11 protein-coding genes are annotated in these 11,541 nt (G+C 68.3%); 6 read left to right on the top strand and 5 right to left on the bottom strand.

Going from position 1 to position 11,541, the window contains the following annotated elements; genetic code table 11:
* Nucleotides 1-157 precede the first annotated feature (157 nt).
* The 5 genes from JW792_RS16795 to JW792_RS16815 all read left to right on the top strand — a co-directional run bounded on the left by JW792_RS16795 (nucleotide 158) and on the right by JW792_RS16815 (nucleotide 4,830).
* Nucleotides 158-580 (top strand): DUF1330 domain-containing protein, encoded by a 423-nt coding sequence (locus JW792_RS16795; protein ID WP_135994662.1) that lies wholly within the window; start codon nucleotides 158-160, stop codon nucleotides 578-580.
* Nucleotides 581-661: 81 nt separating this feature from the next.
* The gene (locus JW792_RS16800; RefSeq protein WP_135994661.1) at nucleotides 662-1,354 is read left to right on the top strand and encodes a hypothetical protein; all 693 of its coding nucleotides are present in this window, start codon (nucleotides 662-664) and stop codon (nucleotides 1,352-1,354) included.
* 7 nt (nucleotides 1,355-1,361) lie between these two features.
* The gene (locus JW792_RS16805) at nucleotides 1,362-2,150 is read left to right on the top strand and encodes a class I SAM-dependent methyltransferase (RefSeq protein ID WP_135994660.1); all 789 of its coding nucleotides are present in this window, start codon (nucleotides 1,362-1,364) and stop codon (nucleotides 2,148-2,150) included.
* 332 nt (nucleotides 2,151-2,482) lie between these two features.
* Complete coding sequence (locus JW792_RS16810; protein WP_135994659.1) at nucleotides 2,483-2,794, top strand: DUF4212 domain-containing protein; 312 nt, start codon at nucleotides 2,483-2,485, stop codon at nucleotides 2,792-2,794.
* 14 nt (nucleotides 2,795-2,808) lie between these two features.
* Entirely contained in the window at nucleotides 2,809-4,830 is a 2,022-nt protein-coding gene (locus tag JW792_RS16815; protein ID WP_135994658.1) for a sodium:solute symporter family protein, read from the top strand.
* On the opposite strand, the gene JW792_RS16820 is transcribed toward JW792_RS16815, so the two are convergent.
* Nucleotides 4,824-5,996, bottom strand: coding sequence for an alginate export family protein (locus JW792_RS16820; RefSeq protein WP_135994657.1), 1,173 nt, complete (start codon nucleotides 5,994-5,996; stop codon nucleotides 4,824-4,826). The genes JW792_RS16815 and JW792_RS16820 overlap by 7 nt on opposite strands.
* Nucleotides 5,997-6,185: 189 nt before the next feature.
* On the opposite strand from JW792_RS16820, the gene JW792_RS16825 reads away from it, so the two are divergent.
* Nucleotides 6,186-7,949: a pyridoxal phosphate-dependent decarboxylase family protein gene (locus tag JW792_RS16825; protein ID WP_158291521.1), complete on the top strand. Its 1,764-nt coding sequence runs from the start codon at nucleotides 6,186-6,188 to the stop codon at nucleotides 7,947-7,949.
* Between the two features lie 73 nt (nucleotides 7,950-8,022).
* Here JW792_RS16825 and JW792_RS16830 read toward each other — a convergent pair whose 3' ends face one another.
* The 4 genes from JW792_RS16830 to JW792_RS16845 form a co-directional block, all read right to left on the bottom strand.
* The gene (locus JW792_RS16830; protein WP_135994655.1) at nucleotides 8,023-10,134 is read right to left on the bottom strand and encodes a TonB-dependent receptor; all 2,112 of its coding nucleotides are present in this window, start codon (nucleotides 10,132-10,134) and stop codon (nucleotides 8,023-8,025) included.
* A gap of 119 nt (nucleotides 10,135-10,253) precedes the next feature.
* Entirely contained in the window at nucleotides 10,254-10,712 is a 459-nt protein-coding gene (locus tag JW792_RS16835) for a pseudoazurin (protein WP_135994654.1), read from the bottom strand.
* Between the two features lie 78 nt (nucleotides 10,713-10,790).
* On the bottom strand, nucleotides 10,791-10,949 hold the full coding sequence (locus tag JW792_RS16840; RefSeq protein WP_206340838.1) for a cupredoxin domain-containing protein: 159 nt from the start codon (nucleotides 10,947-10,949) through the stop codon (nucleotides 10,791-10,793).
* 192 nt (nucleotides 10,950-11,141) lie between these two features.
* Nucleotides 11,142-11,357: a cupredoxin domain-containing protein gene (locus tag JW792_RS16845; RefSeq protein WP_206340839.1), complete on the bottom strand. Its 216-nt coding sequence runs from the start codon at nucleotides 11,355-11,357 to the stop codon at nucleotides 11,142-11,144.
* Nucleotides 11,358-11,541: the final 184 nt, after the last annotated feature.

An 11,541-nucleotide genomic window follows, 5' to 3' on the forward strand; every position in this document is an offset into this window, starting at 1 on the left:
TCGAATTTCAAGCCTGTCTCCCGGTCTGGCTCCCGCCCGCGATCATGAAGCCTAAAGCCTCGCGCGCACAGACGGAACAGAAAAGATATATCATTTGCGTTCTGCCCGAGCCGGGGCCTAGGATTCAAGCCCTGTGGCGGAGAAAGCGGAGATCGCGATGCGCGAACGCACGATTCTGATCGCAGGCGGGGCCGCGCTGCTGGGCGCGTGCGCGGGATACTGGATCGGGGACGGCGCCCCTGCCGCCGGGGCGCAGTCCTCGGCCGAGCGGCCCGCCTACATGGTCGTGATGGGCACGGTGCACGACCGGGAGGCCTTCATGGCCGGCTATGCCGCCCACCTGCGGCCGCTCTACGAACGCCATGGCGGGCAATATCTCGCGCTGACCGGCGATGTGGAGACGCTCGAGGGGGAGATCGGCTTCTCCTCGGTGGCGATGAGCCGCTGGCCGAGCGCAGACGCGGCGCGCGCGTTCTGGAGCGATCCGGACTATCGCGACCTCGCCAATGCCCGCATCGACAATGAATGGGGCGATTTCGACGTGTTCCTGGTGGAGGGCCTGCCGCAGGAGGGGGAGTAGCGATCCCGCTTGGCCTTCGCCCCGGTCTCAGTTAAATGATATATCATTTGGTCGAGTCCAGCCGGAGCGGGGAGGCGTGTCATGGCGGAGTGGTGGGTCGCGAACGAGGTGCATGTGCTGCGCTGGCTGCACATCCTGGCCATGGTCTACTGGCTGGGCGGGGAATGGGGCGTGTTCCAGACGAGCTACAAGGTGGTCAATCCGCGCCTGCCCTTCGAGGAGCGCCAGCGCCACATGGAGACCGCCTACCGCATCGACATCCTGGCGCGCACCGGCATCATCTCGCTCCTGCCGCTCGGCCTGCACATGGGCTATCTCTACGGCTTCCATCCCCTTGGCGGGGGGTGGCTGGCGCTCATGTGGGCGGTCTACGCGGCCTGGTTCGCCCTGACCTGGGCCGCCTATGCGACGCGCGGCAAGCCGATCTGGACGACGCTCTCGGGCATCGAGGACTGGACGCGCTACATCCTCATCCCGCTGCTCATCGTCACCGCGATCACCTCGCTGCTCGGCTACGGCCCGTTCGAGGCCGGGCCGGGGCAGAACTGGTACGCCGCCAAGGTGCTGGTCTTCGGCTGCGCACTCATCATCGGCGTGATCCTGCGCGTGGTGATGCACGAGTGGGAGGGCCTGTTCCGGATCCTCGCCGCCGGCCCGAACGAGGATGTGGAGAGCCGGCTGGAGAAGTCCATCCGGCTCGGCCGCTCGGTCGCCTATCTCTACTGGGTGCTGATCGCGGGGGCCTGCTTCCTCGCCGCGGTCAAACCCGTCTAGGCCGGCCATGGCCGAGTTCGCCGAGCGCTATTTCGCCTCCGGACGCGCGGTCGAAGACGAGCGCGACCGTCTCGATCGCCTGGCCGCCTTCTACGCCGAGCCGACGCAGCGCTGGCTCGAGCGCGCCGTGGTGTTCAGGCCGGGCATGCGGATCATGGAGGCGGGGGCCGGCTCGGGCGCGATGCTCGCCTGGTTCGCGCGCAAGGTCGGCGAGGGCGGCGACGTGCTCGGGCTCGACATCGATCTCTCCCATGCCGGGCGGGCCGAACCGCCGGTGCGCCTCATCGAGGCCGATCTCTACGCGCCTCCCGCCGAACCGGAGCGCTTCGACCTCGTCTTCGCCCGTCTCGTGATCGAGCACCTGCCCGATCCCGCGCGCGCCATCGCCAGCCTTGCGCGATGGCTTCGGCCCGGCGGGGTTATGGCGCTCGCCGATCTCGACTGCTCGGTGGCGGCAGCTGCCGACAAGCAGGCCGCCGGGGCGGACGACTTCGATGCCGCCCTCGACCGGGTGCGCTCGGCGATGGACCGGTCCGGCCTCGTCGAGGCCGCCTTCGGGGCGCGACTGCCGCGACTGATGCAGGAGGCGGGGCTCCTCGACGTGCGCGAGGACCGCTTCGAGCGCATCGTGGAGGGCGGCAGCTCCTGGGCGAACTTCATGGCGGAGAACAACCTGATCATTGGCGAGCTCCTCGGCGAAGCCGAGACGGCCCGAAGGGTCGCCGCCTTCATGCGCCGCCCCGGCTTCCGCTTCCACGACCAGGCGCTGGTACGTGTCACCGGCCGGAAGGGATAGGCCGCGCCCGAGCGCCGCCCTGGGGAGCCCCTCCCGGCCCCGGCTCTTGCCCGGCGCCGCGAGGGGCCGCGGTTCAGCGATGCGCGCAGGAATTCCATGGGCCCGGCGGGCCGGGAACCATCGCGATCGGAGCGCGCCGCCCGTGTCCCGGCCGGCTCGCGTCGCTTCGCGCGGGCGCAGGCGGGACGACCGGGCGGGATCGCGCCCACAGACCGGGCGTGGCGGTGACGGGCACAAGATCAGACCGGGGAGGGACTAAACTTCGCGGCCGTGTCCTGCCACTCTTTCCCACTACGGCCGGAGATCCGGCGTGACGGGAGGAGTGCTCGAACATGGCAGACCAGGACAACACGGAGGACGTCGGGGCTTACGAGCACGACATCTCCGAAAGCGCCTTCAGGCAGTACTGGCGCGAAAACCTCACCCTCATGGGCGTGCTGCTCGCGATCTGGTTCCTGGTGTCCTTCGGGGCCGGGATCCTGTTCCGCGACTTTCTCGACCGATGGTCGATCGGCGGCGCGCCGCTGGGATTCTGGTTCGCCCAGCAGGGCGCGATCTACGTCTTCGTGATCCTGATCTTCGTCTACAGCGCGCTCATGCACCGCATCGAACAGCGCTTCGACGTCGATGACGACGAAGGCTGAGGGGGAGCGGGACCATGGAAATCTTCGGGCTTTCGCCGACCCTGTTCTGGACGGCCGTCTTCGTCATCTCGACCTTCGGGCTCTATATCGCCATCGCGATCTGGGCCCGGGCGGGCACCACCAACGATTTCTACGTGGCCGGGCACGACGTTCACCCGGTCTTCAACGGCATGGCCACCGCCGCGGACTGGATGAGTGCGGCGAGCTTCCTGTCCATGGCGGGCCTCATCGCCTTCATGGGCTATGACGGCTCTGTCTTCCTGATGGGCTGGACGGGCGGCTACGTGCTGCTCGCCCTGCTGCTGGCGCCGTACCTGCGCAAGTTCGGCAAGTTCACGGTGCCCGACTTCGTCGGCGACCGGTATTACTCCCAGACCGCGCGCATCGTCGCCGTGATCTGCGCGCTGTTCATCTCCTTCACCTACATCGCGGGACAGATGCGCGGGGTTGGGATCGCCTTCACCAACTTCCTCAACGTGCCGATCGAGGTCGGCGTGATCATCGGCGCGATCATCGTGCTGTTCTACGCCACGCTCGGCGGGATGAAGGGGATCACCTACACCCAGGTCGCGCAGTACTGCGTGCTGATCTTCGCCTTCATGGTGCCGGCGATCTTCCTGTCGCTGCAGATCACCGGCTCGCCGATTCCGCAGCTGGGCTTCGTGGGCAATGCGCAGGACGGCACCCCGCTCCTGCAGAACCTCGACCGCACGCTCGTCGATCTGGGTTTCCAGCCCTATACCGAAGGGGCGAAGGCGAAGATCGACGTGTTCGCCATCACGCTCGCCCTGATGGTGGGCACGGCGGGCCTGCCCCACGTCATCATCCGCTTCTTCACCGTGCCCAAGGCCTCCGATGCGAGGAAGTCGGCCGGCTGGGCGCTGGTCTTCATCGCCATCCTCTACACAACCGCCCCGGCGGTGGCGGTCTTCGCGCGCTCGAACTTCATCGAGACGGTCAACGAGAGCGACTACTCGATCGACGTGCGCCGCGGCGAGGCGCTCTCGGCGGACATGGGCGAGGATGCGACCCCGCAGTGGTTCTACAACTGGGAGCGCGCCGGGCTTCTGGGTTTCACCGACAAGAACGCGGACGGGCGCATCCAGTACCGGGCCGACGAGGAGACCAACGAGGTCACCACGCTCGACCGCGACATCTTCGTGCTCGCCAATCCCGAGATCGGCAATCTGCCGGCCTGGGTGATCGGGCTCGTGGTCGCGGGCGGTCTGGCGGCCGCGCTGTCCACGGCGGCGGGTCTTCTGATGGTCATCTCCTCGGCGGTGTCCCACGATCTGTGCCGCAAGGTCCTGTTCAAGCGGATGAGTGACGGGCAGGAGCTGCTCGTGGCGCGCCTGGCCGCCGTCGGGGCGGTGCTGATCGCGATCTATGCCGGCATCAACCCGCCCGGCTTCGTGGCCGCCGTCGTGGCCTTCGCCTTCGGACTGGCCGCGGCGAGCTTCTTCCCGGCGATCTTCCTCGGGATCTTCTGGAAGCGGATGAACAAGGAAGGTGCGATCGCGGGCATGTCCACGGGCCTCGTCGTCACCGGCCTCTACATCATCCACTACAAGATCGGCTTCGGCTCGGCGGTCATCGGGGCGCTCGCCCTGCTCGCCGCGATCTCGTGCGCCGTGATCTATTTCGGCACCCGCGAGCGGATCGACGGCACGAAGGGCTCGCTGGCCTTCGCCGGCATAGCGGGCGTGCTCGCCCTCGCCGGCATCGCCGGCTTCGCAGGTCTCCTGCCGAGCCTGGCGATCGGCGATCCGGCGAGCTGGTTCCTGGGCATCTCGCCCGAAGGCTTCGGCGCGGTCGGCATGGCGATCAGCTTCGCGGTCTCCATCGCCGTGGCGCTGATCACCGCGGCCCCGCCGCAGGATGTGCAGGACCTGGTCGAGGACATCCGCATCCCCTCGATCCGGACCCATGTCGAGCACGGGCCGAAGACGGCCCATGCCCCGGCGCCGGCAAAACAGGAACCGCGTCCCGAGACTGGCGGAGCGAAGCCTCCCGGCCGCCCTGCCGGGGGTCAGTAGGTATAGCTCAACGTCAGCCACAGCTTCGTCCGGTCCGCCGGACCGGACGGGCCGCCGTCGAAGAGTGCCGCCTTGGCTTCGAGATCGATCCGATCGGTCAGGGCCAGGCCGGCGGAAAGATCGAGCTCGGAGCCGAAGTCGAGATCGCCGTCGTCGGAGGCGAAGTCGTGGACGGCGGCCCTCAGGCTCAGTGGGCGGGGCAAGGCGTCGGGCAGCGTGACGCTGGCGTGCAGGTGGAGATCGCGCAGGCCCTCGGCGGGCGTCGTCAGGAAGGCGTCGGCCGCGCCCTGGAACTTGTGCAGGGTGGCGAGCGGGGTCTGGAACGCGTTCGCCCCGTCTCCGCCGAGGATCTGGATGCCGGCTCCCAGCCTGACGGATTCGAAGGCGTAATCGGCCTCGGCGCGCACATAGTCGACGTCGAAACCGGCCGGGTTGCCGGCATGCTCGCTCTGCCGGGCAAATTCGACGCGCCAGGACAGCGCCTCGCGCGCGCCGGCGAGGCGCGCCCCCCAGGTCTGCGAGGACAGGCCCGGCGCGTTGTCGAACTCCAGGACGAGAGCAAACAATGCGGCCTCGCCGAGCGGCGTGTCGATCGCGGCTTCGGCCAGATGGGAGTCGCTGTCGAACTCGCCGAGCGGATGGTCGTCGCCGAAGAGGCGGTGGACGGTGTCGATATAGGCGTAGCGCAGGCGGACGGGCAGGGCCGAGCCGCTGGTGAGATCGATGGCGTCGAAGGTCTGGCTGTTCTGGCGGAAGCCGACCGGGCCGACGAAGCGCTGATCGTCGAGCACGAGGTATTGCCGGCCGAGCGTGAGACCGGCCTTCTGCGCGTTCTCGTAGGAGATCTGCAGGCGATTGAGCTCGGTGATCTCCGGGTCCGCAATGACCGGAAAGCCGGGTGCGGGATCGACCGTGTCCGCGAAGTCACCGGCCAGGTGCAGGGTGTTCTCCGCCTCGATGAGGAGGGACAGCCCGTTCCTGCGGGGCGTCTCGAAGCCGAGCCGGGTGCGCAGGGTCAGGGCGTCGGCCTCCCGGGCGAAGCCGTCCTGGTCGACCTGCTCGTAGCGCAGGCGCACGTCGAGGATCAGGCCCTCGGGCAGGACCGGCATCGACGCTGGCTCGGCGGCGGCAAGGGCGGCGGAGAGGGCGAGAAGGGAAGCGGGCATGTGAAGCACTCCTTGTCCCGGGTTTTTCTCCGACTAGCCGGCGCCGGCCCTGCCCGTATTGCTCTGGCGCAAAAGGGGTGCGTCTGCGGCCTCGCGCCGCGCTGCATCCGCGCGTTTGCGCTGCGACAAGGACGCGCGCGCGACAGCGTGCGATGAGCGCTCCAGGCAGAGCTCGAAAGGATGGAAGCGATGGGACAGACCAATGGCGCGGTCGGCGCGAACGCCTATTTCCCCGGTCCGAAATCGGAAAACGAATCCTGGGTGCGCGCGGAATTCCAGGCGATCATCGACGACTGGTTCGACTGGCGCAAAGCCTATCGCGGGGACGATCCGCCGGCCCTGACGCCGGCCGAGCGGATGGCGCCCGATTTCCTGAAGGAGCGCGAGATCCTCGCCCAGGAACTCCAGAGGCTGAAGACCCTCATGCGGCGCGAGACCCCCACCTACTCGCCGCGCTATGCCGGCCACATGGTCGCCGAACTGACCCTGCCGGCCCTGTTCGGCCATTTCACCGCGCTGCTGCACAATCCCAACAACACCTCGAAGGAAGTCAGCCGGGTCGGCACCGTGATCGAGGCCGAAGCCATCGCCATGCTGGCGCGGATGATCGGCTTCGACCCGCAGCAGGCGCGCGGCCACTTCACCTCGGGGGGAACGGTGGCCAATTTCGAGGGCGTCTGGCGGGCCCGATACCGGCTCGATCACTGGCTCGCCCTGGCGCTGTGGATCGCCGAGCGCACCGGCGAGCCGCTCGACGTGTTCGGCGCGGCGCACATGGGCTGGGCCCGGTTCAAGGCGTTGGTCGACGAACATTCCCCGCAACAGGAAGAGTTGCGTGGCGCGAGCGCAGTCGCGGGCAACCCGGCCGATGTCTTCCGGCGCATCTCGAGGGCGAGCGGGGAGGACTATCTCGGCCCCGTCGTGCTGGTGCCGGGCAACAAGCACTTCTCCTGGCGCAAGGCCGCCAACGTGTTCGGGCTCGGCGAGGAGGCGTTCTGGAGCGTCGGACTGGACGAGGACGGCAGGCTCGATCTCGAGGACCTGGAACGCCAGGTCGGACGCGCCGCGCGGGCTCACCGGCCGATCCTCGCCGTCGTGAGCGTGGCCGGGACGACCGAGACCGGCGAGATCGATCCCGTCGACCGCGTTGCCGATCTCCTCGACCGCTGGCAGGCCGAACGCGGCTGGCGCATCTGGCATCATGTCGACGCGGCTTATGGCGGCTTCCTCTGCTCCATCCCCGGCGGGCCGCACGAGGACGTCCTCGAGGACGAGACGATCTCGGCGCTGCGCGCGGTCGCGCGCGCGGACTCCGTGACGCTCGACCCCCACAAGCTCGGCTTCGTGCCCTATGCCTGCGGCGCATTCCTTGTGCGCGATGCCGACCGCTATGCGGTTTCGGTGTTCGACGCGCCCTATCTCGAACGCCCGCATCTGGCCGACGATCTGTGGTCGGCGACCCTGGAGGGCTCGCGCAGCGCGGCCGGGGCGACCGCGGTCTGGCTGACCGGCAGGACGATCCGCTTCGAGCCCGACCGGTTCGGGGCGATCCTCGCCGGCACGGTGGAATCCCGGCTCGTCTTCCAGACCGCGATCGCGAGCGGGGTTTCCGATGCGCGCTTCCTGGAGCCGGCCGACACCAACATTCTGTGCTTCTCGCTCGGCCGGAAGGGCGAGGCGCTGTCACGATCCAACAGGAGGACGCAGGCGCTCTACGACGCGATCCGCCAGGGGGGCGAATTCTTCGTCAGCACCACGACGCTGAAGAGCCCGCACTATGCCGGGCAGATCGCCCGCCATGTCGCGCGCCATGGCGGCGAAGCCGATGCCGACAGCCTGGTGCTGATCCGCTGCGTGTTCATGAACCCCTACTGGGCCAGCCGGGACGTGCGCGAGCGCCTGATCCCGGAATTCATCGATTTCCTGAGGGCCTGCATCGCGAAGCTGGATTGAAGGGGGAGACCATCGGGAAGAAAGCCGCGGACCACCCGGTCCGCGGCTTGCTCTTTGGGTCCTGCCGCCCTGCCTAGAAGGCCGCGCTCACCCGGGCGTAGAGCCCGCGGCCGGCGCCCGGCAGGCGTTCGCCCAGCGCGACGTCGGCACCGGCGACCCGGTTATAGCCCGCGAGGTGGCGCTCATAGGTGTGGTCGAGCAGGTTCTCCACGCCGAGCGTGACGATCACGGTGTCGCGGGCATACCAGTCGAGGCGTGCCCCGAAGATGGCGTAGCCGGGGGTCTCCTGCTCGTCATTGGTCCGCGAGACCTTGTCCTGCTCGGCGACGAGCTGGCTCTCGAAGGTCAGCGCATAGTCGGGCTGTTCCCAGGTCACGTCGAGCAGGAGACGTGGCGGAGCGATGCGGTAGAGATCGTCATCGATGTCGCGCCGCTTGCCGCGTACGACACTGGCCACGCCGTCGATGCGCCAGTCGGTGGCGAACCGCCAGCCGAAATCGGCGTCGAGCCCGTAGAACTCCGCATCGACATTGGCAAAGCGCAGCGGTGTCGGATCGCCGTTCATCGCCGAGACCATCTCGGTGGGTGAGTCGATCACGCCGGGGGTGGCGTCGAAGGGCACGCCCTGGATGAAGTCGTCGACGCGCCGGTAATAGGCGGTCGGGCGCAGGTAGACGCCATCGCTGCGCCAGTCGAAGCCGGCTTCGACCGACCAGGCCGCCTCCGGGTCCAGGTCGAGATCGCCGACATAGGTGTTGCCGTCCGCCAGGCCCGCACTCATCGCGGTCGGCAGCCAGGCGAAGCGCTCGACATGATTGGGCACGCGGGTCTTGCGCGCGAGCGTCAGGCGCCAGGTCATCGCACCGTCTGCCTCGCGCCAGATGCGGGCCACCGCGTCCAGCGTCGTCTCGTCGCGATCGCGGTCGGCCATGTTGTAGGCCATGGCCAGCATGCGGGGCCCGGTGGGCAGGGCCGGGCCAAGGCCGGCCTCGCCGGCCGTTTCCTCGAACCGGTCCGCGCGCACGCCGAGCTCGGCTTCCAGCCCTGCGACTTCGCCGGTCCATTCCGCGAACACGCCGGTGCGATCGATCTCGATGTCCGGCAGGGTGTCGACGAAGAACAAGGGATTGTCCGGGTTCGTGATGCGTGCGGCGCGATCGGCCTCTTCGCGATCGAGACCGAACTCGAGGTCGCCGAGGAACAGCGGGACGCTGATGTCGATCGCGGCGGTGACGGCAGCGGCGGTGGCCCGCGTGAACCGGTACATCATAGGGTTCGCGTTGGGCCGCTGTGTGAAATTGTCCATGCCGTGATCGACATCGCTCCAGCCGATCGAGGCATCGACGAGGATCTCGCCGAACGTGCCCTCATAGGTCGCCCGGGCGATGTCGGTCTCCACGAAGCGGATATCCATCGCCAGCGGCGCGGTGCCCGTCGGCCCGGTATCCACGCGGCGATACGAAAGCGCGACCTCATGATCGCCGCCGCGGATCCCGCCGCCGACGCCATGGACGGTGCGCTCATGATGGCTGTTTGGAATATCGCCGCCGGCAAAGGCGATGTCGCCGCCTTCCTCGCGCGAGAACAGGGCCTCCATCCGGTGCCGGTCGTCCGCTCCGCCAGCGACGCCACCGACGGCGTAGGAGCCGTCCACGCTGCGCACGGACGCCATGGTGTCGGCGCTCCATGCGATCTCGTCGCCGGACGCGAAGTCCACCGATTTGAGGATGGCGTTCATGCCCCCGCCGAGACCGGGGCCGCGGCTGACCGGGGCGACGCCGCGGTCGACCTCGATGCGCTCGACCAGAGGCATGGGCGCGTAATGAAGCGGCGGGTCCATCAGGTTGGGGCCGCCCGAGAGGACCGAGGCCCCGTTGATGGTCACAGGTGCGCGTGGCCCGAACAGCCCGCGATACTGGACCTGGCCGGAGACCGCGCCATTGTCGATCAGCGCCGCGCCCGGAAGACGGGCGACGAGGCCGGCTGCGTCGGGGCCCAGCACCGGAGCCTGCTCGGGCGAGATCTCGGTCTCGGTATGGATGTCGATGTTCAGCCGGTAGCCGGTGACGACGATCACGTCGTGCGTGGCGGGCTGGGGTGCCGGCTGGCCGTGCTCGGCCATGGCCGGTGCGGTCAGCGCCAGAGCGCCTGCGGCGCCCGCGAGAAGTCTGGTCTTCAGTGTCATGGCGTTGCCCCCGCCTTGAGATGTGGTTTGTCTGACGTCTGGATAGAAAAGCGGCGGCGCGTCGGGGAGAGGGACACGCCGCCGCAGGCAGGAGGCCGGAGAGGGAGGGCCTCGCGGGTCTATTCGGTCCCGGCCTCGACGAGCTCGAAGAGGTCGTGGAAGCGTTGGTTGGCGCGGCCCGGGTGACGCACGGCGGCGGCTTCGCCCAGGTTGGGGGCCTCGCCGTCCCCGACCTTGATCAGGCCCACCATGCCGAGCCCGTAGTGGGGCAGGCACTTGATGCCGTAGACGCCTTCCTCGTCGAAGGTCACGGTGATCTCCTGGTTGATGCGGCCTTTGAAGGGCTCGGCCCCCTCGGGCAGCATGGTGAGGATGCTCTCCGCATTGTGGCTCGGCTCGGTCGGCAGGAAGGTGACGGTGTCACCGGGCGCGATCTCGAGATAGGCGGGTTCGAAGACCATCATCTGGCCGTCTTCGCCGCGGGTGAGCATATGGACCTGGTGGTCCTCTGCGAGCGCGGCGCCGGTCATCATGGTGGTGGCGAACAGCGAAGCCGCGAGGATCATCTGGAGTTTCATCGTCTTGGCCTTTCATTGAGGCTTGGGGGGAGGAGCGGAGGGCGGACGGGCCGCCCTCCTTCGAGTCGGGTGTTGCGCCTAGTGGCCGGCGAGATCGCTTTCGCCGTCGAGGGCGTGGAAGATCTCGTGGTTCTCTTCACCGGTGACCCTGAGGATGCCGGCAAGGCCGCGCTCGGCCCGCGACAGGGCGTGGTCGACCAGGATGAAGTCGCCGGGCACTTCGAGCTCGAAGTCCACCGCGACGGCACCGCCCGGGGCGACCGTGACCGTCTGGACGTCCTCGACCGGTTCGCTGGTCAGCGAGCCCCATCGTGTAGACGCGGTCGAAGATCTCGCCGATCACGTGGAAGCTCGACGTCGCGTTCGGGCCGCCCACGCCGAAGAAGATGCGGACCGTCTCGCCGACCTCGGCTTCCAGCGGGGTGTTCATCAGAGCGCCCGCCGCGCCGTTGAAGACGTAGTATCCGGATCCTCGTCGAGCAGCTTCTCGATGCTCTCGGTGTTGTGGCCGGGCGTGCCGAAGGCTTCCTCGGTGTAGATCTCGCCCTGCATCACGTAGAACTCGCGATCCACGGGGGGCAGGCCTTCCTCGGGCTCCACGATGATCAGCCCGTACATGCCGTTGGCGATGTGCGAGGCCACCATGGCGTGGCGCAGTGATAGACGTACACGCCCGGGTTCAGCGCCTGGAAGAGGAAGGACTTGGTCTCACCGGGCGCCGCAGCGAGGCCTTCGCGCCCCCGCCGGGGCCCCGTCGCCGCGTGGAAGTCGATATTGTGCATCATCGTGCTGTCTTCAGCATTGGTGAGGCGGACTTCCACGGTGTCGC

This window comes from Marinicauda algicola, assembly GCF_017161425.1.
In the GTDB taxonomy this organism is placed as follows: Bacteria; Pseudomonadota; Alphaproteobacteria; order Caulobacterales; family Maricaulaceae; genus Marinicauda; species Marinicauda algicola.

Coding starts and splice junctions, on each gene's coding strand:
- JW792_RS16795 (WP_135994662.1), top strand. CDS start 158: ATGCGCGAACGCACGATTCTGATCGCAGGCGGGGCCGCGCTGCTGGGC.
- JW792_RS16800 (WP_135994661.1), top strand. CDS start 662: ATGGCGGAGTGGTGGGTCGCGAACGAGGTGCATGTGCTGCGCTGGCTG.
- JW792_RS16805 (WP_135994660.1), top strand. CDS start 1,362: ATGGCCGAGTTCGCCGAGCGCTATTTCGCCTCCGGACGCGCGGTCGAA.
- JW792_RS16810 (WP_135994659.1), top strand. CDS start 2,483: ATGGCAGACCAGGACAACACGGAGGACGTCGGGGCTTACGAGCACGAC.
- JW792_RS16815 (WP_135994658.1), top strand. CDS start 2,809: ATGGAAATCTTCGGGCTTTCGCCGACCCTGTTCTGGACGGCCGTCTTC.
- JW792_RS16820 (WP_135994657.1), bottom strand. CDS start 5,996: ATGCCCGCTTCCCTTCTCGCCCTCTCCGCCGCCCTTGCCGCCGCCGAG.
- JW792_RS16825 (WP_158291521.1), top strand. CDS start 6,186: ATGGGACAGACCAATGGCGCGGTCGGCGCGAACGCCTATTTCCCCGGT.
- JW792_RS16830 (WP_135994655.1), bottom strand. CDS start 10,134: ATGACACTGAAGACCAGACTTCTCGCGGGCGCCGCAGGCGCTCTGGCG.
- JW792_RS16835 (WP_135994654.1), bottom strand. CDS start 10,712: ATGAAACTCCAGATGATCCTCGCGGCTTCGCTGTTCGCCACCACCATG.
- JW792_RS16845 (WP_206340839.1), bottom strand. CDS start 11,357: ATGGTGGCCTCGCACATCGCCAACGGCATGTACGGGCTGATCATCGTG.